Source organism: Arthrobacter gandavensis, from assembly GCF_039528575.1.
Classification (GTDB): Bacteria; Actinomycetota; Actinomycetes; order Actinomycetales; family Micrococcaceae; genus Arthrobacter_B; species Arthrobacter_B citreus_B.
Genome location: NZ_BAAALV010000003.1, coordinates 13,400 through 37,159, shown reverse-complemented (window position 1 = coordinate 37,159; position 23,760 = coordinate 13,400). Strand labels below are relative to the sequence as shown.

The window sequence follows — 23,760 nt, the reverse complement described above, 5'->3', positions numbered from 1 at the left end:
GCGGCTTACCGTTTGGCCGTGGGCCCTGCCGCGGACCGGCATACCAGGCCTAACCTGAAGACCGCGGGGCAGCTCAGGACTGACCAGGAACAGGGAGCTTCAGCATGTGCACAGGCATCAGGTACACGGACGGCAGCGGCAACGTATATCTCGCGCGAAACCTGGATTGGACATTTGGCTACGGCGAACGGGTGGTGGTCACCCCCACCGGGTACACGCCAAAGTCACCGTTTGGCGCAGTGCAGGAAATCAAGCACGCCGTTATCGGCATGGGGATTGTGGAGGAGGACACCCCGCTCTACTTCGACTGCGGCAACGACGCCGGCCTGGCAGTTGCCGGACTGAACTTCCCCGGATACGCGAACTATGCTCCGGACCAGGTGACCGGTGCGGTCAATGTGGCCGCGTTTGAGTTCCCGCTCTGGGTGGCGGCCCAGTTCGCCACTGTGGACGAGGTCGAGGCAGCACTGGGCAACGTCGCCATCGTGGACCGGCCCATCAATGACAAGTACCCAAGTTCGCTGCTGCACTGGATCATCGGAGACGCCAGCCGGTCCATCGTCGTCGAGTACACAAGTGACGGTATGCAGGTCTTCCACGACGACGTAGATGTCCTGGCCAACCAGCCCGGATTCACCTGGCACCATGAGAACCTGCGCAACTACCTCAACCTGTCTTCCGACTTCCCTCAGGAAGTAGTGCTGAACCAGGCACATCTGACGCCGTTCGGCTCAGGCTCACTGATGCGAGGGATTCCCGGGGACTACTACTCGCCGTCGCGTTTTGTGCGGGCAGCCTACGTGCATGCCCACTATCCGCAGAAGACGAACGAAGCGGACAACGTCAGCCGCGCATTCCACACGCTGCAGCAGGTGGCCATGGTGGAGGGCAGCGCGGCCATGGGCGACGGAGACTTTGAAAAGACCATCTACACCGGGCTGTTCTCTTCCAAGACCATGACCTACTACTGGAACACCTACGAGGATCCGGCAGTCCAGAGTGCGGCGCTCGCCGACCACAAACCCTCGGGACAGGACCTGGTAGTCGTCTAGCATCCGGCGCGAACGCAGCCGCAGCGCAGGCCGAACAGGGGGTTGACCCTGTTCCGGGAACACAGTGTTCCATGATTCGAACCAGGGCCGCCCATCCGGGGCGGACACGGTTTGAAAGGGCCGGACATGGAACTGAAACCAGCCAGCACCCCCGCACTGCAGCCGTTCCGGTGGTGGCAGGCGTTTTCCCGCTCCCTCCTCCATCTGCGCCTTCACGGCCCGGACGGCGTACCCCAGACATGGTCAGTGGACGTCCGGCACGGCGGCGACGCCGACGGAGAGGTGTATGCGCATCTCTACCGTGACGGCCAGCACCTGGCACGGCTGAAGCCTCCCGCCGCATTTCCCCTTTCGGAAGGGACCATCCGTATTGCAGTGAGCACCTACGGGCTGCGGCAGGCTGACTATGTGACCCACGACGGCGCCGTGCAGCAGCTGGTGCCCGACGCTTCCTCCGCCGAAGGACTGCGTGCACATCTGGACCGGACCCGGCCGGGGCTTAGCCGGCTCATCGGCGTGGCCTCCGCACTGGTCCTCCTTGGAAGCCTTGCACTCGGTATGCCGCAGCTTCTGCAGTCGCTCACGGAAATCCCGCCGGTCGCCGAGAATTTCGGCACCTTCGTCAGCCCGTTCATCCTCCCCGCGTGGGCGAACACATCGCTTTTGCTGGCGGGTGCGGCCGCCAGCACGGAGCGGGCGCTGCGGCTGCGCTATAACTGGCTGCTCGACGGCGGCCTGTTCAGCGGCGGAGACTGACAGCGTCCGGGGCCCCAGGCGCCGGGAGTTCAATCAGGGCTGCGGGTGATCCGTTCCTTGCCCTCCAGCGCCATGGCGCTCATCGTCTCCTCCGCGATCGTGTTGGCCCGGAACAGCACGTCCAGCTGTGCGTCGTTGTACAGCTCCGTGAGTGCATTCCCGAAAGTCTCAACGCCGATCTGGCTTCCCCTGGGCATGTGCTCGGCAGGATTCCTTAGCCAGGGGTAGTTGACGAGGTGCTTCACGATAATTTCGGCAACCCTCTCGGCCAGTGCCTGCCGGGTCTGATCATCGGCGTCGGCAGGCAGGTTCTCGATGTCCGGCCCCGTGTCGTCGCTCTCATCCGCAGACATCTCCCGGATGTCTTCCAGAGCTTCATCATCGTAGAACCGGGTCATGATGTGGACGATTGAACGGTCGCTCTCCGACAGACGGGAGGCAACCGATTCAAAGCCCGCAGGCACATCCGCCGGCGCCTGGTGTTCGATGATCGCTGCGATGTGGGCCCGGGCCTGATTCAGGGCCTCAATACGCTGCTGGAGCTCCGCGTCTACCTCCCGCAGCACCTCGGGAGTTCCCCGAGCCGTGTCCGTGGCGCTGCGCAGCTGGGACAGCGGAATGCCAAGGACTGCGAGCCTGCGGATGCGCAACAGGCTCACCAGGTGCCGCACCTCGTACTGCTTGTAGCCGTTGTAGCGGCGGTCCGGCTCCTCGAGAATACCCAGCCGGTGATAGTGGCGGACGGTGTTCACCGTTGTGCCCGCCAGGTCGGCCAGTTCACGTGTACTCCAGGACATGTGCCTAATCCTTCCCGCCCGGGAACGCGGTGTACAGCACTCCCTCCGCCCTGCAGGGGAATGTTTGCCTGCCGTCAGGCATTTACCCAGTGAGCCCAGCACCCAAGGAGTACCCCGTATGCCCACCGTTCCCTTCCCTGCGCGGGGACAGTCCGAAGCCGGACCCGGCCGCATCCGCCGGGCCGGCGTCGTCGTCATCGGTGCCGGCCAGGCCGGGCTTTCCGCCGGATACCACCTGAGCAGGCGCGGTTTCACAAGCGCCCTGGCCGGAGGGTACACCGAGCGGAGCTTCGTGGTGCTCGACGCCGGGACGGCGCCCGGAGGCTCCTGGCTGCACCGCTGGGAATCGCTGACCATGGCGACCGTCAACGGCATCTTCGACCTCCCGGGTTTCCGCCAGAACCCTCCTGCGCCCGGGACTCCTGCCCGGATAGCAGTGCCTGAATACTTCGCGGCATTCGAGGACCGCATGCAGCTTCCGATCCTCCGCCCGGTCAAGGTCACCTCGGTGCATCCCGCGGACGGCGACCCCGACGGCGAACTCGTTGTCGAAACCGACGCCGGAACCTGGGCCGCGCGTGCGCTCATCAACGCCACCGGAACCTGGGACAACCCGACTCTGCCGGCCTATCCGGGACGGGAGGGCTTCGCCGGGCGCCAGCTCCACACCCGGGACTACGCGTCGCTGGACGAGTTCGCCGGCCAGCGGGTAGCGGTGGTGGGCGGCGGAATTTCCGCCATCCAGCAGCTTGAAGAGATCTCCCGGGTCGCGGAGGTGTTCTGGTACACGCGGCGGGAACCGGTTTTCCGCAACGGGCCGTTCAGTGCAGAGGCCGGGAAGGATGTAGTGTCCCGGGTGGCTGCCGACGTGGAGGCCGGAAATCCCACCGGAAGCGTGGTCTCGTATACGGACCTGCTGTGGACGCCCTATGCGCTGGCGGCGAAGGAACGCGGTGCGCTGCAGCGGCGTCCGATGTTCACCGGCATCGAGCCCGATGGGGTGCGGGAGGCTGACGGGTCGCTGACCCGTGTGGATGCCATCCTGTGGGCCACCGGGTTCAGGGCTTCGCTGGGCCATCTTGACGCCCTCCGGCTGCGCAACGAGCGCGGCGGGATCGAGGTGCACGGCACCGTGGCCGCTGCGGATCCGCGGGTGCACCTGATCGGATTCGGACCCTCCCAGTCGACAGTCGGCGCAAACCGTGCCGGGCGGGATGCTGTCCGGACCCTGCTGGAGCAGTTTGACGCTGCGCCAGCCCGGGCCTGAGGTGGCTGCTAGGCGAGTCCGCCGTTGGGATAAATGACCTGTCCGTTGATCCAGCGCGAAGGTCCGGCCAGGAAGGCAGCCACCTCGGCAATGTCTTCGGGGGTGCCCAGGCGTTCCATCGGGGCAAGCTGCGCCATGCGGTCGATGGCCTCCTGGTCCTTGCCGTCCAGGAACAGCGGGGTGGCCGTGGGACCGGGCGCAATCGCATTGACCGTGATGTCCCTTCCCCGCAGTTCCCGCGCCAGGACCGGAGTCAGGGCCTCCACGGCAGCCTTGCTGGCAGCATACGGCGCGTAGGTCGGATCCTGCAGGCGGGTCTGGCTGGACGAGACGTTCACCAGCGCTCCGCCTCTCCGAAGCCGCTGCGCAGCGAGCTGGGAGACCACAAAGCTGCCCCGGATGTTTGTCCGGTGCATCCGGTCCAGCTCATCGAGGTCCAGGTCCACCACCGTGGAAAGGACCATGACTCCGGCGGTGTTGATCACGACGTCGATTCCGCCGAACGCGGCCTCAACCTCATCAAAGAGCCGGGTCATGGCAACCTCGTCGGCCACATCCCCGCCCACGGCCATGGCCCGGCCGCCCGCGGCGTTCAGTTCCTTGACGACCTCCGTGGCCTTGTTGATGTTCCCCGCATAATGCACTGCCAGGGCGAAACCGTCATTTGAGAGACGCTTTGCGATCGCCCGCCCCATTCCTCCTGATCCGCCGGTGACAACGGCAACGCGGGGTACACGGGAGGTGCTGGACTCAGACATTGTGTGCTCCGATCGAGGAGGGGCCATAGCTACATACAGCCACTAAATGGACGCCGGGGCCACCGATTTCCTGAAGATCTGCGCGGTGAACGGCGTTCTGGCCTCAGGGCCTGCCACGCCGGGGGTATATTCCGGGCGGGCTGGACCGCGTTTCCCAGGCCTTGTGATTCCCGTCATCTTGCGTGGCCACACGTGCCACACCGGCGACGGTCCGCGGGCAGGCCAGCCGTCCTGGAGCACAAAAAAGCCCCGGCCGGACATACTGTCCGCCGAGGCGTTTTCCGTTTTCTGTCGGGTTGACAGGATTTGAACCTGCGACCCCTTGACCCCCAGTCAAGTGCGCTACCAAGCTGCGCCACAACCCGTTCCGCTGGTCCGTATCTTCCGGTTTATTTCCGGCCGAACCAACTCAAATACTCTACATCATGGTTTGCGATTTCCCCGCATCGGCGCGGCCCCGGAGGTCATCTTGGCTCCGGGGCCGGGCCATGCTAGCGCTTGCTGGTCTTGCCGCGCTTCTCGCGCACGCGCATCGAAACCTCGATCGGGGTACCTTCGAAACCGAAGGTCTCCCGCAGACGGCGGGTGATAAAGCGGCGGTAACCGGGATCCAGGAACCCGGTGGTGAACAGCACGAACTTCGGGGGCCGCGAGGAGGCCTGCGTGCCGAAGAGGATGCGGGGCTGCTTGCCGCCGCGCACCGGGTGCGGGTGCGCCGCGACGAGTTCGCCCAGGAACGCGTTCAGCTTGCCCGTGGGGATGCGCTTGTCCCAGTTCTCCAGGGCCAGATCCAGGGCGGGGACAAGCTTGTCCTTGTGCCAGCCGGTCTTGGCGGAGATGTTGACGCTGGGTGCCCACTCGACGTGGGCCAGGTCGCGCTCGATCTCGATCTGCAGGTAGCGGCGGCGTTCGTCGTCGAGCAGGTCCCACTTGTTGAACGCCAGGACCAGCGCGCGGCCGGAATCGATGGCGAGCTGGAGGATGCGCACATCCTGCTCGGAGAGGACTTCGTCGACTGCCAGGAGCACGACGGCGACCTCCGCCTTTTCCAGCGCGGCCTGCGTACGCAGCGAGGCGTAGAAATCGGCACCCTGTGCCATGTGCTGGCGGCGGCGGATGCCTGCGGTATCCACGAAGCGCCAGGTGCGTCCACCCAGTTCGATCAGTTCGTCTACCGGGTCACGCGTGGTCCCGGCGAGGTCGTCGACAACCACGCGGTCGGTGCCGGCCAACTTGTTCAGCAGGGAAGACTTGCCGACGTTCGGGCGCCCGATCAGTGCGATGCGGCGCGGACCGCCGCTGGATTCGAGGCCGCCGTAGGCCGAGTACTCCGGCAGGACGTCCAGGACGGCGTCCAGCATGTCAGCGGTGCCGCGGCCATGCAGTGCCGATACCGGGTACGGTTCGCCGAAGCCCAGGCCCCAGAGCACCGACGCGTCGGCTTCATTCTGGATGTCATCCACCTTGTTGGCGACGACGATGACCGGCTTGCCTTTGCTGCGCAGCATGCGCACCACGGCTTCGTCGGTGGCGGTGATGCCGACAGTCGCGTCGACCACCAGCATGACGGCGTCAGCCACGTCGACGGCGATTTCGGCCTGGTCGGCTACGCGGGCGTGGATGCCGCGTGCGTCGTGCTCCCAGCCGCCGGTGTCCACAAGCGTAAAGTTCACGCCGTTCCAGGTGGCCGGGTAGGACACGCGGTCGCGGGTAACGCCCGGGGTATCTTCAACAACGGCCTCACGGCGCCCGAGGATACGGTTCACCAGGGTGGACTTGCCCACGTTCGGCCGGCCCACGATGGCAACCACCGGGTCTAGGCGCAGCGGCGCATCCGCGTCGTACTCGTCATAGCCGCCGGCCAGCAGGGCGGCGTCTTCGTCGTCGAGTTCGTAGTCGGAGAGCCCGGCGCGCAGGGTTTCGGCGCGCAGGTTGGCTTCGTCGTCGTCGAGGGCGGCAAGCCGCTCGTCAATCTGGTCCTCGCCTGCCGGAATGTACTCTTCGGAGTCGCCGTCAAAGGTCGGGTTGGCGTTCATAAACTATTGCTTTCTTTCCGTTGAGGCCGTCGGCGCAGCTGCGCACGGCCGTCTCCGGACGTTCAGCCCGGGTAAGTGTTTGGGGGTCCGGCACGGGAAAATCCAATGCGGCCACCAGTCCATTGAAACACGGCAAGGCGCCGGGACCCCATTGGAGCCCCGGCTGCGTGCCTGCCGTTCGTGCTTAGTGCGTGCTGGAGAAAACCACATCCAGCACTGCCTGGACCGTTTCTTCGAAGTCCAGGTCGGAGGAATCGACCGTGATCACGCCGTCGGCTGCCTGCTGGAAGTTGACGACCGTGGAGTCCTTCACATCCCGCGTAAGAACCTGCTCGCGCAGGGCAGCGGCGGTTTGGGAACCGCCAAGCTGGACACCGCGGCGGCGCAGCCGCGCTTCCTCAGAGGCAGTCAGCAGGATCCGCACCTCGGCCGTGGGCGCCACCACCGTGGTGATGTCCCTGCCTTCGGCCACAATCCGCAGGCCGGAATCCTTAATGAGCTGCTGCTGGCGGCGCACCAGCTCGGCGCGGGCGCCCAGGGTGGTGGCCACCGCGGAAACGTTGGAGGAAACCTCGGGTTCGCGGATCGCCTGCGTGACGTCCTCTCCCCCCACCAGGACCCATTCGGCGTCCGGGGAAGTGCTCAGTTCAATGTCCGCGCTCCGGGTGGCGGCTTCAACGGCCACTGCATCCGTCAGGTCAATGCCGGCACGCATGCACGCGATGGTGACAGCGCGGTACATTGCACCGGTGTCCAGGTAATTAGCCCGCAGCCGGCGGGCCACTTCCCGGCTGATGCTGGATTTGCCGGAACCTGACGGTCCGTCGATTGCCACCACCAGGGGTTTGCCCAGCCTGAACTGTGCCGGATCCTGCTCTGTCATCACTGAACTACCTTCCAGCCGCGCGCGGTCAGTTCGCTGACCAGCCCATGCACTTTGCTCGGCAGCACCGAGATTTCCACCCGCCCAACCTGACGTCCGGAGGCGTGCTCCAGCCGCAGGTCTTCCAGGTTGACGCCAATTTCACCGATTTCCGTGAGCAGCCGGGCGATCTGTCCCGGGGTGTCATCCACCAGCACGGTGAAACTGACGAAGGACTGGGGCGGAGCGCCGTGCTTGCCGGGAATCCGTGCCTGGCCGGTGTTCCCTTCAGCGATCAGCTGGGCCATGTCCAGGCGCGCACCATCAGCAGTTGGGTTTTCCAGCGTGTTGATCAGCCGGTTCAGGTCTTCGCGCACCCCGTGCAGGATGTCTGCCAGCCGGGGCGCGTTGCCGCTGAGGATCTGCACCCACAGCTTCGGGTCGCTGGCCGCGATCCGGGTGACGTCCCGCAGGCCGTTGCCGGCAAGCGCCAAGGCAGCGGACGGGGTGTCCTGCAGCCGGCTGGCCACCAGCGAGGACATCACCTGCGGCAGGTGGCTGATCAGTGCCACGGAACCGTCATGGTCTTCGGCATTCATGCGCGAGACCACGGCTCCGAGGTCGATCGCCAGCGCTTCGGCGGTCTTCACGGCCTCCGGCGAACTTTCCTCTGCGGCGCAGATAACCCAGGGCATGGAGGTGAACAAATTGCCCAGCGCCGCCACCGGCCCGGACTTTTCCCGTCCGGCCATCGGGTGCGTACCCACGTACCGGGAGAGATCCGCCCCGGTGGCGCGCAGGTCCGCCAGCACGGCTGACTTAACGCTGGCAATATCGACGACCACGGCAGTGGGCCAGTCCTTCAGGGCCTGCGCCGCGAGCGAGGCAGTCACGTCCGGCGGCGCGGCAACAACAACCAGCTGCGGCGCGAAGCCGGGCTCCGCGTCCTGGAGCAGGCGTCCGGCCCCAATATCCTTTGCCACCGCAGCGGTGGAGGGGGAAATATCGGAGAGCACGACGTCGATGCCGCGGGCACGCAGGCCCAGGCCGATGCTCGCACCAAGCAGGCCGGTGCCGATGACCAGCACCGGTCCGGACAGATGGGTGCCCCCGTTGGCCAGCACGGTCACGGGACTAGAGGCCCACGACGGCCATCAGGTGGCCGACTTCGTGGCGGCCCAGGACACGGATACTGCCCTGGCGCTGGTCATTCAGGCGGATCGGGCCCATCTGGGTACGGACCAGCCGCTCCACAGGGTGGCCGACGGCGTCGAACATACGGCGCACAATCCGGTTCCGGCCCGAGTGCAGCACAACCTCAACCAGGATGTGTCCGGGGGTGGAATCCACCAGGCGGAAGGAGTCAACCTTGGCGAAGCCGTCCTCCAGTTCAATGCCTTCACGCATCTGGGCGCCGATGCCGTGCGCCATGGGACCGCGCACCTGCACCAGGTAGGTCTTGGGAACTTCGTAGGACGGGTGGGTCAGGCGGTTGGCCAGCTCGCCGTCGTTGGTCAGCAGCAGCAGGCCTTCGGTGTTGGTGTCCAGGCGGCCAACATGGAACAGGCGCTCATGCTTGTTGGTGCTCTTGAGGTAGTCGCTGATGCACGGACGGCCCTCAGGATCCTCCATGGTGGACACGACGCCGCGCGGCTTGTTGAAAACGTAGTACTTCTGGGTTTCGTCAAGCTGCAGGCGCATGCCGTCAACGTGGATGGCCACGGTCTTGGGGTCCACGCGCACGCCGAGCTCGGTGACGACCTCGCCGTCCACCTCAACACGGCCCTCGGTGATCATTTCCTCGCAGACGCGGCGCGAGGCCACACCGGCGCTGGCCATCACCTTCTGCAGGCGGATGCCCTCGGGATCGTGGTGTTCGGAGATGACGGGCTTGCCCGGGCGGCGGGTGTGCGGCCGCTTGGTCACCGGGCCGAGGTTCTTCCCGAAGCGCTCGTTGCGGAAAGCGCGCTCGGAGCCGCCCTTACCCTTGGGTGCGCCGGTGCGGGGACCTCCGGGCTTGAAGCCGCCGGACTTGGGAGCCCCGGACTTGAAGCCGCCTTCCTTGGGTGCGCCGGGCTTAAAGCCGCCCGACTTGGGGGCGCCTGCTGCGCCGGAAGACTTCGGACCGCCGGTGCGTCCGGTGGCAGGCTTGGAGCCCTTGCCGAAGCCGCGGCTGGAGCCTGCTCCCCCGCCGCTGCGCGGATTACTGCGGCCTGAGCCGGAACGGGGTGCCTGTGTCATTGAGAAGTCCTTCGGGTGTAGCGGTTAGTAAGTAGTTTCTTCAAATTCCGGGAGGTTTTCCAGCCCGGGCAAGTGCGGTGCAATCTGCGGCAGTTCTTCCACGCTGCCCAGACCCAGCTTTTCCAGGAAAAGCGGAGTCGTCACGTAGAGCAGTGAACCGGTTTCGGGTTCGGTCCCGGATTCCGTTACCAGACCCCGCTGGATCAGCGTGCGGACCACGGAATCAACGTTGACTCCACGGATCGCCGAGATTCGCCCGCGGGTGACCGGCTGCCGGTAAGCAACCACTGCCAGGGTTTCCAGCGCGGCCTGGGAAAGCCGTGCACTCTGCCCTTCGAGAACGAACTGTCCAACGACGTCGGCGAAGGCGGGGCGGGAGTAGATTCGCCAGCCGCCGGCAACTTCCCGGAGCTCGAAACCGCGCGGTTCAACGGCGCGCAGCCCGTCAGGTCCATCCCCAGTATAGCCGTCATACTCTTTGCGCAGATCGTCAAGGAGTTCTTCGGCAGCTGAGGTGCCAATGCCCAGCGCTCCGGCGAGGCTCGCAGCGCTGACCGGCTCGCTGGCCACCATCAGCACGGCCTCCGCGGCAGCACGGAGTCCGCCCGGCCGGCCGGACGCTGGGGCACCGTTCTGGAGGGAGGCGTTCTCAGTGTCCTGGTTCGAGAGCTGCGGCTGCATCGGTCTCCTCGTCGGCGTCGTCATATTCTTCGGTGAGGGCTAGGGCGGACCAGCCCTGGTCCCCGGTTCCGGTCCAGGTAATTTTCAGCTCACCCAGCGGCTCAGGCTGGTCGAAGGCCAGGACGCCGTCCCGGAACATTTCCAGCAGTGCCAGGAACCGGCCAACGATTTCCAGCGGCGTAGCACCCTGCGCCAGTTCAAGGAACGTGAGCGGACTGGCCTGCCGGAGCCGGTCTCCGATGATCTGGGCCTGCTCCCGTACGCTGACCCGCGGTGTGTGCAGGTGGGCAAGGCCAACTTCCGTTGGGGGCCCCGGTTTGGGTTCGAGCGCCTTTTTTGCCAGCCGGCCAAACTCCTCGGCACTGGTTTTCCAGATCAGTTCGGGCAGCATGGCCGCCAGGTGCGGCTCGAGTGCGGTATCCCGGGGGAACCGCAGGCCTTCCTCCGCCAGGCGGCTGTCCATGAGGGAGGCCACCTGTTTGAAGGCCCGGTACTGCAGCAGCCGGGCAAAGAGCAGGTCCCGTGCCTCCAGGAGGGCGATGTCGTCGTCGTCCTCGACGTCCCCGGCAGGAAGCAGCCGGGCGGCTTTCAGATCCAGGAGCGTGGCGGCGATCACCAGGAATTCGCTCGCCTCATCCAGTGCCCAGCCCTGGCCGGAGGCAGTCAGGGCGCGGATGTACCCAATGAACTCGTCGGTGACCGTGGCCAGGGCGATTTCCGTGATGTCCAGCTCATGCTTGGTGATGAGGCCAAGCAGCACGTCAAAGGGCCCGCGGAAGTTCTCCAGCCGGACCTGGAACCCGGCACCGCCGGTTTCGAACGTCTCCCCAGCGACGCTAGGGCGCGCCGCCGCGGGCAATCAGTTCCTTGGCTAGGCGGCGGTAGGACTCAGCACCGGCATGGTTTCCGGCGTAGGAGGTGATCGGCTCGGCAGCGACGGTGGCGTCGGCGAACTTGATGGTGCGCTTGATGACGGTTTCGAAGACCTTGTCCCCAAAGGCCTCCACCAGGCGGCCGATGACTTCGCGGCTGTGCAGGGTCCGGGCGTCGTACATCGTGGCAAGCACGCCGTCCACCTGCAGTCCGGGATTCAGCCGGTCCTGCACCTTCTCGATGGTCTCCACCAGCAGCGCGACGGCACGAAGGGCGAAGAACTCGCAGATCAGCGGAATGATCACGCCGTGCGCAGCGGTGAGTGCGTTGACCGTCAGCAGGCCCAGGGAGGGCTGGCAGTCAATGAGGATCACGTCGTAGTCGTCCGAGACGCGGCGCAGTGCACGTTCCAGGACCTGTTCGCGGGCAACTTCGTTAACCAGCTGGACTTCGGCGGCGGAGAGGTCGATGTTTGCCGGCAGCAGGTCGATGTTCTCTACGTGCGTTTCCTGGATGGCGTCGCGGATGTCCACCTTGCGGTCCATCAGCACGTTGTAGACGGTGACGTCCAGCTCATGGGGGTTGGTACCCAGGCCGGCGGAGAGTGCACCCTGCGGGTCGAAGTCCACCAGGAGCACCTTGCGGCCAGCCTCAGCCAGCGCGGCTCCGAGGTTGATAGTGGACGTCGTCTTGCCGACACCGCCCTTCTGGTTCACCATCGCGATGATGCGGGCCGGACCATGGGAAGTCAGGACCGGAGGCTCGGGAAACTCAGTCAGCGGCCGGCCGGTGGGGCCCATGGCTTCATCGGCCGCGCCCGGCGCCCCGTCCTGCAGAGTTGTGGAACTCTGTTCGCTGCTCACGTATAAATCCACGCTTCCGTCTCTAGCTGTGCTGCTGGCTGTCCTTTCCAAGGTTACAACTGTGCAACACGGATACTGCGAATCCCGGCGCGTAACGCCTGCGAGCCTTGACGCTCAACCTGAACTCGAACCTTCCTGCGCCGGGCCGTGAGGCGGCACTGAATGCTGCGAAGAATTTGACCAAAACCATTGACGCATTTTCGGACCGGCGGTTAGCGTCTAGGTAAACAGATGTTGACTGTGAGGCAATACTGGGCATAGGTCCACGTCAATCCTCAGTCCGCCGAACCGACAGGACCGAATGTGGAATACCTAAATGCCGCGATCGTTGTGGCTTACCTCGTGGGGATGCTCGCTTTTGGCTGGTGGGGAAAGTCCCGCACCAAGAACGAAAGCGACTACCTGGTTGCCGGCAGGCGGCTCGGTCCGCTCTTCTACACGGGGACCATGGCTGCCGTTGTCCTGGGCGGCGCGTCAACCGTGGGCGGCGTGGGGCTGGGCTACCAGTACGGCGTCTCCGGAATGTGGCTCGTGGTGGCGATCGGCGCCGGTGTCCTGCTGCTGAGCCTGCTGTTCGCCTCGAAGCTGCAGAAACTGAAGATCTACACGGTCTCCCAGATGCTCTCGCTGCGGTACGGCCCGGGTTCAACCAGGATGTCCTCCGTGGTCATGCTGGCGTACACCCTGATGCTGTGCGCCACTTCCACGGGCGCGTACGCCACCATCTTCGTGGTGCTCTTCGGCTGGGACCGCTGGCTGGCAATCGCCGTGGGCGGCGCCGTCGTGCTCATCTACTCGACCATCGGCGGCATGTGGTCCATCACCCTTGCCGACATGGCGCAGTTCATCATCAAGACCATTGGCGTCTTCGCCCTGATGCTCCCCTTCACCTTCGCCAATGCCGGGGGCATCGACGGAATCCGCGAACGGGTTGACGCTGAGTTCTTCAGCATCACGGGCATCGGCGCGCAGAGCATCATCACCTACTTTGTGGTCTACACGCTTGGCCTGCTGATCGGGCAGGACATCTGGCAGCGTGTCTTCACTGCCCGCACCCCGCTGATTGCACGCTGGGGCGGCACCGCGGCAGGCATCTACTGCATCCTGTACGGCGTGGCCGGAGCCCTGATTGGCATGGCAGCCTCCGTGGTCCTGCCGAATATCGAATCCAAGGACGATGTCTACGCAGACGTCGCCATGAACATCCTGCCGGTCGGACTGGGCGGGCTGGTCCTGGCTGCCGCAGTGGCGGCCATGATGTCCACCGCCTCCGGTTCCCTCATTGCCGCTGCCACGGTGGCACGCACCGACGTCGTACCCTACGTCCGCAGCTGGTTCGGCTCATCGAAGACTCCGGACTCCCCCGCTGCTTCCGGCGGCAATCCGGAGCACGACGTCGCCCGCAGCCAGGCCTGGGTCCTGGGCCTGGGCGTCGTGACCATCCTGCTGGCCATCGTGGTCCAGGACGTTGTGGCGGCGCTGACCATTGCCTACGACATCCTGGTGGGCGGACTGCTGGTCGCGATCCTGGGCGGACTGTTCTGGAAGCGCGGCACAGGCTTCGGCGCCGCGGCCTCAATGGTCGCCGGAACGGTGGCCACGCTCTCCACCATGATCTACCTGGAAATCACCGGAGACGCGCCCTATGACGGTGTGTACGCCAACGAGCCCATCTACTTTGGCCTCATCGCCTCCGCCGCGGTGTACCTGGTGGTTTCGCTGCTGACCCCGCGGACCGACCCTGCGGTGATGTCCGCCTGGGAAGACCGCGTAGCGGGCCGGGCACAGCAGGACGCGGCGGATACTGAGATGTCAGCAGACGCTTCCCGGGCCTAGTCCCGAATACAAAAAGGAACGCTCCCGCGAAGTTCGCGGGAGCGTTCCTTTTGCCTGTGGAAGCGGGCCCCTATTAGGCCCGGCCACCGGCAGCAGGAACGGCGCTTTCCACTTCCCGGGACTCCTCCGTCGGCTCCGGCTCCCCGGACCCGGCGTCGACGTTCATGCTGGCTTCGTCGAAGGGCAGTTCCTTGTCCAGGACCCGGCGGACCTGCTCCTTGTCGATTTCCCTGGTCCAGGTGCCGATCAGCACGGTGGCAACGGCGTTGCCGGTGAAGTTGGTCAGGGCGCGGGCTTCGGACATAAAGCGGTCGATGCCCACGATCAGGCCAACACCCTCGATCAGGTCCGGGCGGTGGGACTGCAGGCCGCCGGCCAGCGTCGCGAGGCCGGCACCGGTAACGCCGGCAGCGCCCTTGGAAGCGATGATCATGAACACCAGCAGGGAGATCTGCTCACCGAGTTCCAGCGGCTTGCCCATTGCGGAGGCGACGAACAGCGCGGCCATGGTCAGGTAGATGGCGGTGCCGTCAAGGTTGAAGGAGTAGCCCGTGGGCACGGTGACGCCGACCACCGGCTTGGACACGCCCAGGTGCTCCATCTTGGCGATAAGCCGCGGCAGTGCGACCTCGGAGGATGAGGTGGAGAAGATCAGCAGGTATTCCCGGCCGAGGTACCGCATCAGCTTGAAGATGTTGAAGCCCGTCACGATCTTCATGAGGCCGCCCAGGATAACGGCGATGAACAGCACGCAGGTCAGGTAGAACGCGATCATCAGGGTAGCCATGCTGACGATGGCCTGCACGCCGGTCTCGCCTACGACGGCGGCAATGGCACCGAAGGCACCGATCGGGGCCAGCCACATGATCATCATCAGGATCCGGAAGACCAGCACCTGGATGTAGCCGATGCCCTTGAGGATCGGGGCGCCGCCCTTGCCCATCTTCTGCAGCGCAAAACCAACGAGCAGCGCCACAAAGAGGGTCTGCAGGATCGACTCGCCGGTCAGCGAGGCCAGCAGCGTGGTGGGAATGATCCCCAGCAGGAACCCGACGGTTCCGCCGTCCTCTTCCGGTGCGGCCGGTGCCGCGGCGCCCGATGACTGCAGATCCAGCCCCTCGCCTGGGTGGATGAAGTTGCCCACTACCAGGCCAATGGCCAGGGCAAAGGTGGACATGATGATGAAGTAGCCCAGCGCGAGACCGCCCACCTTGCCGACCGTTGCGGCCTTCGCGATCGAGCCGATGCCCAGCACGATGGTGCAGAAAATGACGGGTGCGATCATCATCTTGATCAGCCCGATAAAGGCCGTTCCCAGTGGCTTCATGGACTTGCCCAGCTCCGGCGCCACCAGGCCAATGACGGCGCCGAGGACCACGGCAGCGATCACGGCGATGTAGAGGACGTGGGTCCGGTCCTTCTTTTTGGCTTTGACCGGCGGCTGATCGCCGCCGGGTATGGTGGCAGAGGCCATCGCATGCTCCTAGCTTCGTTGATAGCAGGGCCCCGGCGGCGAAGCGCGGCAGGAACCGGAAGTAATCCGGCTACATCCTCTCCGCCCCATGTGATGCCGGTCACTATTGTGTTCATACTGTTCACGGACCTCCCCGGGATCCGGCCGCCGGTTGCCGGGGAAATGAGAATGCGCGCCGGGCGCGCCGAAGGAGTTACTTGCGCAAGTGGAGCCTGGCCAGCCGGCTGCTCGTTGGCCAGCTGGCGTTTATCCTCTGCCTGTCCGCCGGGCTGTCCTGGGCGCTTTATGTCCAGGCGGAGCAGCACAGCTACGACGAAACCGCCGACCGGATGCTCTCCGTGGCGGAGACGATCGCAGCGGACCCGTTCGTGCTTGAATCAGTCACCGGCGCCGACCCCAGCGGCTCCCTCCAGCCCTATGCAGCCGAAGTCATGGGCTCCGCCCACGTGGATTTCCTCACCATCATGGCTCCGGACCGGACCCGCTACACGCACCGCACTGAGTCCGAGATCGGCCAGCAGTACATCGGTTCCGTGGACCAGGCGCTGGCCGGGACCTCCTTCACCGAGGTGTACACGGGAACCCTGGGCCCCTCGGTCCGGGCCATCGTTCCCGTACTGGACAACGGCGGGGAGGTACAAGCACTGGTGGCGGCTGGACTGACGGTGGACCGGGTAGCGATCGCCCGCGATGCGGAGCTCCCGGGACTGTTCATCATCGCGACCGCGGCCCTGGCCTGGGGAACCCTGGCGTCCTTCCTGCTCAGCCGTTATCTGCGGCGGACCACTCAGGACCGGCGTCCGGATGAACTGGCCAGCGTCTTCGCCTTCCACGATGCAGCACTGCATTCGCTGCGGGAGGGCCTGTTGCTGATCAACAACGACGGCGAGCTGGTGCTCTACAACGACCAGGCTGCGGAGCTGCTGGGACTTCCGGCCGGGATGTCCAGCCCCGCCGATGTCCGCGGACTCGGCCTTCCCGGCCCCCTTGCCGAGCTGCTGCGCACCGGGCACACCGCCGTCGACGAATTCCACTTCACCAAACAGCGCATCCTGGTCGTCAACCAGTCCCCCGCCATGTCCGCCGGCACGGCCGGCGCCGCCCGCGGCAGGAAATCCAGTGAACCAAAGCGGCTGGGAACAGTAACCACGCTGCGCGACCATACGGAGGTTGAAGCCCTGACCGGTCAGCTGCAGTCCATGCGCACCCTCACCGATGCCCTGCAGGCCCAGGCGCATGAACATGCCAACCGCCTGCACACCGTCGTGTCACTGATCGAACTGGACCGTCCCGCAGAGGCGCTGGAGTTCGCCACCCGGGACCTGGTGCAGTCCCAGCAGCTGGCGGACGACGTCGTCAGCGCCGTTGGGGAGCCTGCGCTGGCCGCCCTGCTGGCGGGCAAGAAGGCCCAGGCCCGTGAACGTGGAATCGAAGTGGAGCTGGCGCTCCAGCCGGTGCCCGACGACGGGACCGGACCGGCCCTGCTCGATTCCGGCGAGCTGGTGACCATCGTCGGGAACCTGGTGGACAACGCCCTGGACGCCGTCCAGGGCCTGCCGAATCCGATGGTGACCGTGCATCTGGCCGTGGTGGACGACGGCGGGCAGCCGGGTTTCCGGCTCTGTGTCCAGGACAGCGGGCCGGGCATACCGGCAGGGTCGCAGGAACAGATTTTCGAACAGGGCTTCAGCACAAAGGCCTCCCTGCCCGGAACCGGGCGTGGATTTGGGCTCGCGCTCGTGAACCAGGCCGTGCTCCGGCTCGGCGGGACACTTCATCTGGACTCCAAAACAGCGACTGGCGGAGCCCGGTTCACCGTGCTGCTGCCGCTGCCCGAAGGAGCACGCCAGTGACCCCGGCAAGCCTGATCCGGGTCCTGGTAGTGGAGGACGAACCGGTCGTAGCGCAAGTCCACGCAGAATATGTGCGCCGCACCGACGGGTACACGCCGGCGGGCATTGCCCACACCGCAGCTGAGGCACTGAGGTTCCTGCAGGCACCGGACGCAGACGTGGATCTGGTGCTGCTGGACATGAACCTGCCGGACCTCCACGGTCTGGACCTCCTTCGCCGCATCCGCGGAGCAGGGATCCCGGCGGACGTCATCGCCGTTACCGCCGTGCGTGAATTGCCGGTTGTTCGCCAGGCAATGTCTGCGGGGATCGCCCAGTACCTGATCAAACCGTTCACCTTCGCGGCGTTCAGCACCAAGCTCGGGGCTTACCGCGAGTTCCACGCGAACCTGGCTGCACAGGGTTCCTCAGCGACCCAGTCCGAGGTGGACCGAGCGCTGGCCGCCCTCCGTCCGGCCGTTCCGGCAGTCCTGCCCAAGGGACTTTCCCCGGAAACACTCGACGCCGTATCCGGGGCCCTCAGGCAGGCCGGGGTGCCGATGTCCGCCTCGGAAGTCTCTGCCGCCCTGTCAATGTCACGGATTACCGTGCGCCGGTACCTCGAGCACCTCGCGGCCCAGCGAGTGGTCCTGCGGACCCCGCGGTACGGTTCTCCCGGACGGCCCGAGCTCGAGTACGCCTGGCGCCGCTGATTCGCGTTCCGTCCGGCGAGAGGGCAGTTACGGCTCTTTTGAGCGCTCTAAGCAGCCGTAAGTGGCCTCTCGGCGATGGGGTCAGGATGCGGCGGGATCGGGACGCAGCAGCGGGATCAGGTCATCGAGCACTGAACGGTCTTCGATCGTGGAGGGCACGGTGAAGTCATCCCCGTCCGCAATTTGACGCATGGTCTTGCGCAGGATCTTTCCGGAACGTGTCTTCGGCAGTGCCTCCACCACCCGGACTTCGCGGAAGTCGGCCACCGGGCCAATCCGGGTGCGCACCAGGTCCGCGAGCGCAGCCTGAATCTCTTCCTCGGCAGCTTCCGACCCCGCCTTGAGCACCACGTACCCGCAGGGCCGCTGTCCCTTGAGGCTGTCCTTCACCCCGATCACGGCGCATTCGGCAACCGCGGGATGTGAAGCTACGACCTGTTCGATCGCTCCGGTGGAGAGCCGGTGGCCCGCCACGTTGATAACGTCATCCGTCCTCCCCATGACGAACACGTAGCCGTCTTCATCCACATACCCCGAGTCACCCGTGGCATAGCTGCCCTCGAACGCTTCAAGGTAGGAGGCGCGGTAGCGGTCGTCACTGCCCCACAGCGTCGCGAGGGTTCCCGGCGGGAGAGGCAGGTCCAGAACGATGTTCCCTTCTGCCCCGGGCGGAACCTCGGCTCCGGCGCCGTCCACGATCCGAACCCGGAAACCCGGGACGGGGAACGTCGGCGAGCCGGCCTTCAGCGGCTGCGCGTCCAGTCCCATGGGGTTGGCGCAGATGGCCCATCCGGTTTCGGTCTGCCACCAGTGATCAACCACCGGGATACCCAGCGACTCCGTGGCCCACCGGTAGGTCTCGGGGTCCAGCCGCTCCCCCGCCGCAAAAAGGGTCCGGAGCCTGGTGAGGTCGTATCCTGCGGTAAGCGCGGCGTCGGGATCGGCCCGGCGAATAGCCCGCAGCGCAGTAGGAGCGGTGAAGAGCACATCAACGCCGTGTTCGGCAGCCACGCGCCAGAAGGCGCCGGCGTCGGGAGTCCCCACGGGTTTGCCTTCGTACAGGACTGTGGCGGCGCCGGCGATCAGCGGCCCGTAAACGATGTAGGAATGGCCAACAACCCAGCCGACGTCGGACGCCGTCCACATGGTCTGGCCGGGAACGACGTCGTAGATGTTGGCCATGGACCAGGCCAGGGCAACTGCGTGGCCGCCGTTGTCCCGCACCACGCCCTTGGGCGAACCCGTGGTTCCGGAGGTGTAGAGAATGTAGAGCGGGTCCGTGGCGGCAACGCTCACCGGGCCCTGCGGCTGGGCAGCAGCGGCAAGCTTTGCCCAGTCCAGCCACGCAGCTCCGCCCGCACCGTCAAACTGGGCAGCTGTGTGGCCAAACCCCTCCCTGGCCGCCACAACAACGGCGCGCACCGGATGGGAGGCTGCCTCCAATGCCTGGCTGACGGTGGGCAGGTACTCGACCCGGCGCTTGGGTTCCAGTCCCCCGCTGGCGGTCACTACGACGTCGGGACGTGCGTCGTCGATCCGTGCCGCAAGTTCCGTGGCGGCGAAGCCTCCAAACACCACTGAGTGCACGGCTCCCAGCCGTGCGCAGGCCAGCATGGCGATCACCGCTTCGGGGATCATCGGCAGGTAGATCACCACCCGGTCCCCGGCACCGATGCCCTGCCCGTGCAGGACTCCGGCGAAGTTCTCCACCTCCGACAGCAGCTCGGCAAAGGTGTAGGTGCGCTGGCTGCCGAGCATCGCGGAGTCGTACACCAGCGCCGTCTCGCTCCCGCGCCCGGCAAGTACATGCCGGTCCAGGGCGTTGTAACTGGTGTTCAGCGCCCCGTCCGGAAACCAGCGGAACAGTGGCGCCCCGGAATCATCCAGCGCCTTCCGTGGACGGACATCCCAGTCCACGAGGTCCGCTGCCTTCAGCCAAAACGCTTCCGGGTCGTTGACGCTTGCGGCATAGGTTTCGGCGTAACCGGCAGTTCCCATGAATCCTCCTTGATTCGCGGCCCCTTGGGGTGGACGCAGGGCACGCAACCATGCGTACCGGCCATCGTAGGCGACTGAAGGGCCGCTGAGAACCCCAGTGCTGTATACAGAACCTACTGAATCCCTGGAGAAATAGGAGAGCTGCTTCACGATTAGGTGTTCTGTGTATACACTGAGGCCAGTTAGAGACATCGTGGAGAGGGCTACCATGCGGGCCAGCGACAAGGCCTACGCCATGCTGCGGGAGGACATCGTCGAGTGGCGCCTGCCCCCGGGAACCGTGCTTGGCGAAGTCGAACAGTCCCGGCGGCTGGGGGTTTCCCGCACGCCGCTGCGCGAGGCCCTCGCCCGGCTCACCGCCGACGGGCTTACCGCGCCGCACAACGGACGCGGCGTCGTCGTCACCCCCATCTCCCCCGAAACTGTCGGCGCGCTCTTCGAGCTGCGGCAGGCGCTGGAGTGCCAGGCGGCCTCCCTGGCAGCAGCAAGGGGCCGGCCCGAAGTCTTCCAGGCGCTCCGGAGCGACTTTGAGGACGCGGCGGGGCAGCTGGAAGCCGATCCCGGCGAGGACCCGGCACGGCGGGGCTACTACGCCCTTGTTGCACGCCTCGATGCCGGGATCGACGAAGCCGCGGCCAACCCCTATCTGGCACAGGCCCTGGTCAACGTGCGGCTGCACCTCGCGCGGGTACGCCGGCTGGCGAAGGACAACCCGGCAAGACTGCGCGAAACAGCGGCCGAACACGCCACGATCGCTGCAGCCATTGCGGCCGGGGATCCCGCCCTGGCAGCGGCCGCCACCAAAGTCCACCTGTACAAAAGCCTTGAACACTTCACCACCGTCCACCATCCCTGAGCTGAACCACCCGAGAGGACCGCGCCTTGAAAACGCATAACGTACGTGTTTACCGCAGTGAGGAAACCCTTCCCCGCGAGGAGCAGCTGGCCTGGAAGATCGCCGCTGTTGCCGCGGACCCCGTGGACGTCACTGCCGACGTCGCGGACATGGTCATCAACCGCATCATCGACAACGCTTCCGTGGCCGTGGCTTCCCTGAACCGCGGCCCCATCGTTGCCGCCCGGGCACAGGCACTCTCCTTCGCCCCGTCCTCCGGCGGGACCGGCGCCTCCGTATTCGGCGTCCAGGAGAAGACCTCCCCCGAGTGGGCAGCCTGGGCCAACGGCGTGGCCGTGCGTGAACTGGACTACCACGACACGTTCCTCGCCGCCGAGTATTCCCACCCCGGCGACAACATTCCCCCGATCCTTGCCGCTGCCCAGCACACCGGAGCGTCCGGGGCGGACCTGCTGCGCGGCATCGCCACCGGATACGAAATCCAGGTTGATCTGGCCAAGGCCATCTGCCTGCACAAGCACAAGATCGACCACGTCGCCCACCTCGGCCCCTCCGCAGCGGCCGGCATCGGAACCCTCCTGGGCCTGGATATCGAGACCATCTTCCAGGCCGTGGGCCAGGCGCTGCACACCACCACCGCCACCCGGCAGTCACGCAAGGGCGAAATCTCCACGTGGAAGGCTCACGCACCCGCGTTCGCCGGGAAGATGGCGGTGGAGGCGGTGGACCGTGCCATGCGCGGGCAGACCTCACCCACTCCCATCTACGAAGGCGAAGACGGCGTGATCGCCTGGCTGCTGGACGGACCCGACGCCGCCTACGAAGTGCCGCTGCCCGCTCCCGGTGAGGCGAAGCGCGCCATCCTGGACACCTACACCAAGGAGCACTCCGCCGAGTACCAGGCCCAGGCCTGGATCGACCTGGCCCGGAAGATCCACCGCGAGCACCCCGAAACAGCCGACCCGGCCAACGTCGCCTCCGTGCTGATCTCCACCTCGCACCACACGCACTACGTCATTGGCTCCGGAGCGAACGATCCGCAGAAGTACGATCCCACCGCTTCGCGCGAGACGCTGGACCACTCGATCCCGTACATCTTCACGGTCGCCCTGCAGGACGGCGCCTGGCACCACGTGGATTCGTACTCCCCCGAGCGGGCCGGCCGCCCGGACACGGTGGCGCTCTGGCACAAGGTGACCACGGTGGAGGATCCGGAATGGACCCGCCGCTACCACTCGGTGGACATTGCGGAGAAGGCGTTCGGCGGGCGGGTGGACATCACCCTGGCCGACGGCACCGTAATCACGGACGCGATCGCCGTGGCCGACGCCCACCCGCTTGGTGCCCGGCCGTTCGTCCGCGCCGACTACATCAACAAGTTCCGCACGCTTGCAGCCGGACTGGTCACGGAAGAGGAAATGGACCGTTTCATCTCCGCTGCCGAGCGGCTGCCCGAACTCGCGGCCGGGGAACTCGGCCAGCTCAACATCACCGCTGCAGCCGGCGTCATCGACCCGGCCGCCGCACCGAAGGGACTGTTCTAAATGCTGTACTCCTCCACCACCCCCGAGCAGAAGCGCATCGCGATGCGGGAGGGCCTGGCATCGAGCACCCTGCAGCAGTACCCGGGGGCTTTCAATCCGCTCTCCGCCCGCCTGATCGAGGAAAAGGGCTTCTCCGGCGTCTACATCTCCGGCGCGGTCCTGGCCAACGACCTTGGCCTGCCGGACATCGGCCTGACCACCCTCACCGAGGTGGCCGCCCGGGCCGGCCAGATCGCCCGAATGACCGATTTGCCGGCCATCGTTGACGCCGACACCGGGTTCGGCGAGCCGATGAACGTGGCCCGGACCATCCAGGAGCTGGAGAACGCCGGGCTGGCCGGCTGCCACATCGAGGACCAGTTCAACCCCAAACGCTGCGGCCATCTGGACGGCAAGAACGTGGTTGACCTGGACACCGCCACCAAGCGGATCCGCGCTGCCGCCGATGCCCGCCGGGACCCGAACTTCCTCATCATGGCGCGGACGGATATCCGCGCCGTGGAGGGCCTGGAAGCAGCTCAGGACCGGGCACGCGCCCTGGTCGAGGCCGGCGCTGACGCGATCTTCCCCGAGGCCATGAAGACGGTGGAGGAATTCGCGGCCATCCGCGCCGCCGTCGACGTGCCGATCCTGGCCAACATGACCGAGTTCGGCAAAAGCGAACTCTTCACCTACGACCAGCTCGCCTCGGCGGGCGTGAACATGGTCATCTACCCGGTAACGCTGCTGCGCAGCGCCATGGGTGCTGCCGAGCGCACGCTGGAGACCATCAAGGCCGACGGCACCCAGGCCGCCAGCGTTCCCAGCATGCTCACACGTGCACGCCTGTACGATCTGGTGGATTATGAGGCGTACAACCGCTTCGATACCTCGGTATTTAATTTCCAGGTCCCCGGCACCCCGGCGTCGGCCTGACCTGGTCCGCTCCATTCCGGCACACGTACAAAAGAAGGCACCGCCCCACCACTGATCTGCGCACCACGACGAAGGAGTCCCAGACATGACCGACACCACGATTCACAAGGGCCTGGCCGGAGTGCTGGTGGACACCACCCGCATCTCCAAGGTCAACCCGGAAACCAACTCACTGCTCTACCGCGGCTACCCTGTCCAGGAGCTGGCCGCCAAGTGCTCGTTCGAGGAAGTTGCCTACCTGCTCTGGAACGGAGAGCTGCCCTCCGCGGATGAACTCGCAGCGTTTATGGACGCCGAGCGATCCCAGCGGGCCCTCACCCCGGAGCTGAAGGCAGTGATTGACGCGCTGCCGGTCACCTGCCATCCGATGGACGTCTGCCGTACGGCGGCCTCCGTGCTGGGCGCC

The 23,760-nt window shown here is 65.9% G+C and carries 21 protein-coding genes and 1 tRNA gene; 10 read left to right on the top strand and 12 right to left on the bottom strand.

Annotated elements, in window-relative coordinates; translation table 11 throughout:
* The first annotated feature begins 104 nt into the window (after positions 1-104).
* A complete protein-coding gene (gene bsh, locus ABFX29_RS10465) occupies positions 105-1,052 on the top strand; it encodes a choloylglycine hydrolase (protein ID WP_152229204.1) in 948 nt (315 codons plus the stop codon).
* Between the two features lie 126 nt (positions 1,053-1,178).
* Complete coding sequence (locus ABFX29_RS10460; protein WP_152229205.1) at positions 1,179-1,808, top strand: hypothetical protein; 630 nt, start codon at positions 1,179-1,181, stop codon at positions 1,806-1,808.
* A gap of 29 nt (positions 1,809-1,837) precedes the next feature.
* Here ABFX29_RS10460 and ABFX29_RS10455 read toward each other — a convergent pair whose 3' ends face one another.
* Entirely contained in the window at positions 1,838-2,605 is a 768-nt protein-coding gene (locus tag ABFX29_RS10455; protein ID WP_152229206.1) for a MerR family transcriptional regulator, read from the bottom strand.
* Between the two features lie 118 nt (positions 2,606-2,723).
* Here ABFX29_RS10455 and ABFX29_RS10450 point away from each other — a divergent pair, with 118 nt between their 5' ends.
* On the top strand, positions 2,724-3,872 hold the full coding sequence (locus tag ABFX29_RS10450) for an NAD(P)-binding domain-containing protein (RefSeq protein WP_152229207.1): 1,149 nt from the start codon (positions 2,724-2,726) through the stop codon (positions 3,870-3,872).
* 8 nt (positions 3,873-3,880) lie between these two features.
* Here ABFX29_RS10450 and ABFX29_RS10445 read toward each other — a convergent pair whose 3' ends face one another.
* The 9 genes from ABFX29_RS10445 to ABFX29_RS10405 all read right to left on the bottom strand — a co-directional run bounded on the left by ABFX29_RS10445 (position 3,881) and on the right by ABFX29_RS10405 (position 12,186).
* Positions 3,881-4,630, bottom strand: a complete 750-nt coding sequence (locus ABFX29_RS10445; protein ID WP_152229208.1) for an SDR family oxidoreductase — start codon at positions 4,628-4,630, stop codon at positions 3,881-3,883.
* Positions 4,631-4,921: 291 nt separating this feature from the next.
* Positions 4,922-4,995: transfer RNA gene (locus ABFX29_RS10440), tRNA-Pro, on the bottom strand.
* Positions 4,996-5,121: 126 nt separating this feature from the next.
* A complete protein-coding gene (der, locus tag ABFX29_RS10435) occupies positions 5,122-6,666 on the bottom strand; it encodes a ribosome biogenesis GTPase Der (protein ID WP_152229209.1) in 1,545 nt (514 codons plus the stop codon).
* Positions 6,667-6,850: 184 nt separating this feature from the next.
* Complete coding sequence (gene cmk, locus ABFX29_RS10430) at positions 6,851-7,549, bottom strand: (d)CMP kinase (protein ID WP_152229210.1); 699 nt, start codon at positions 7,547-7,549, stop codon at positions 6,851-6,853.
* A complete protein-coding gene (locus ABFX29_RS10425) occupies positions 7,549-8,652 on the bottom strand; it encodes a prephenate dehydrogenase (RefSeq protein ID WP_420831152.1) in 1,104 nt (367 codons plus the stop codon). The genes cmk and ABFX29_RS10425 overlap by 1 nt, the downstream gene beginning before the upstream one ends.
* 10 nt (positions 8,653-8,662) lie before the next feature.
* A complete protein-coding gene (locus tag ABFX29_RS10420; RefSeq protein WP_152229212.1) occupies positions 8,663-9,769 on the bottom strand; it encodes a pseudouridine synthase in 1,107 nt (368 codons plus the stop codon).
* A 24-nt stretch (positions 9,770-9,793) separates the two neighbouring features.
* Positions 9,794-10,450, bottom strand: a complete 657-nt coding sequence (gene scpB / locus ABFX29_RS10415; protein WP_152229213.1) for an SMC-Scp complex subunit ScpB — start codon at positions 10,448-10,450, stop codon at positions 9,794-9,796.
* Positions 10,419-11,309 (bottom strand): segregation and condensation protein A, encoded by an 891-nt coding sequence (locus tag ABFX29_RS10410; protein WP_152229214.1) that lies wholly within the window; start codon positions 11,307-11,309, stop codon positions 10,419-10,421. The genes scpB and ABFX29_RS10410 overlap by 32 nt, the downstream gene beginning before the upstream one ends.
* Positions 11,287-12,186, bottom strand: coding sequence for a ParA family protein (locus ABFX29_RS10405; RefSeq protein ID WP_387013755.1), 900 nt, complete (start codon positions 12,184-12,186; stop codon positions 11,287-11,289). Before ABFX29_RS10405 ends, ABFX29_RS10410 begins: the two co-directional genes overlap by 23 nt.
* A 348-nt stretch (positions 12,187-12,534) precedes the next feature.
* Between ABFX29_RS10405 and ABFX29_RS10400 the strand changes: the two genes are divergently transcribed.
* Positions 12,535-14,022: a sodium:solute symporter family protein gene (locus ABFX29_RS10400; protein ID WP_152229249.1), complete on the top strand. Its 1,488-nt coding sequence runs from the start codon at positions 12,535-12,537 to the stop codon at positions 14,020-14,022.
* A 73-nt stretch (positions 14,023-14,095) separates the two neighbouring features.
* Here ABFX29_RS10400 and ABFX29_RS10395 read toward each other — a convergent pair whose 3' ends face one another.
* Positions 14,096-15,496: a cation:dicarboxylate symporter family transporter gene (locus tag ABFX29_RS10395; RefSeq protein ID WP_152229215.1), complete on the bottom strand. Its 1,401-nt coding sequence runs from the start codon at positions 15,494-15,496 to the stop codon at positions 14,096-14,098.
* Between the two features lie 197 nt (positions 15,497-15,693).
* On the opposite strand from ABFX29_RS10395, the gene ABFX29_RS10390 reads away from it, so the two are divergent.
* Both ABFX29_RS10390 and ABFX29_RS10385 read left to right on the top strand, forming a co-directional pair.
* The gene (locus tag ABFX29_RS10390) at positions 15,694-17,349 is read left to right on the top strand and encodes a sensor histidine kinase (RefSeq protein ID WP_152229216.1); all 1,656 of its coding nucleotides are present in this window, start codon (positions 15,694-15,696) and stop codon (positions 17,347-17,349) included.
* On the top strand, positions 17,346-18,041 hold the full coding sequence (locus tag ABFX29_RS10385) for a response regulator (RefSeq protein WP_246167697.1): 696 nt from the start codon (positions 17,346-17,348) through the stop codon (positions 18,039-18,041). The genes ABFX29_RS10390 and ABFX29_RS10385 overlap by 4 nt, the downstream gene beginning before the upstream one ends.
* An 81-nt stretch (positions 18,042-18,122) precedes the next feature.
* On the opposite strand, the gene ABFX29_RS10380 is transcribed toward ABFX29_RS10385, so the two are convergent.
* On the bottom strand, positions 18,123-20,039 hold the full coding sequence (locus ABFX29_RS10380) for an AMP-binding protein (RefSeq protein ID WP_152229217.1): 1,917 nt from the start codon (positions 20,037-20,039) through the stop codon (positions 18,123-18,125).
* 208 nt (positions 20,040-20,247) lie between these two features.
* Here ABFX29_RS10380 and ABFX29_RS10375 point away from each other — a divergent pair, with 208 nt between their 5' ends.
* The 4 genes from ABFX29_RS10375 to ABFX29_RS10360 form a co-directional block, all read left to right on the top strand.
* Positions 20,248-20,895 carry a GntR family transcriptional regulator gene (locus ABFX29_RS10375; protein WP_152229251.1) on the top strand — a complete coding sequence of 216 codons (648 nt, stop codon included), beginning with the start codon at positions 20,248-20,250 and terminating at the stop codon, positions 20,893-20,895.
* A 26-nt stretch (positions 20,896-20,921) separates the two neighbouring features.
* Complete coding sequence (locus tag ABFX29_RS10370) at positions 20,922-22,439, top strand: MmgE/PrpD family protein (protein ID WP_152229218.1); 1,518 nt, start codon at positions 20,922-20,924, stop codon at positions 22,437-22,439.
* Positions 22,440-23,354: a methylisocitrate lyase gene (gene prpB / locus ABFX29_RS10365; protein WP_152229219.1), complete on the top strand. Its 915-nt coding sequence runs from the start codon at positions 22,440-22,442 to the stop codon at positions 23,352-23,354.
* Between the two features lie 85 nt (positions 23,355-23,439).
* A partial coding sequence (locus tag ABFX29_RS10360; RefSeq protein ID WP_346038489.1) for a citrate/2-methylcitrate synthase occupies positions 23,440-23,760 on the top strand: 321 nt, incomplete at its 3' end.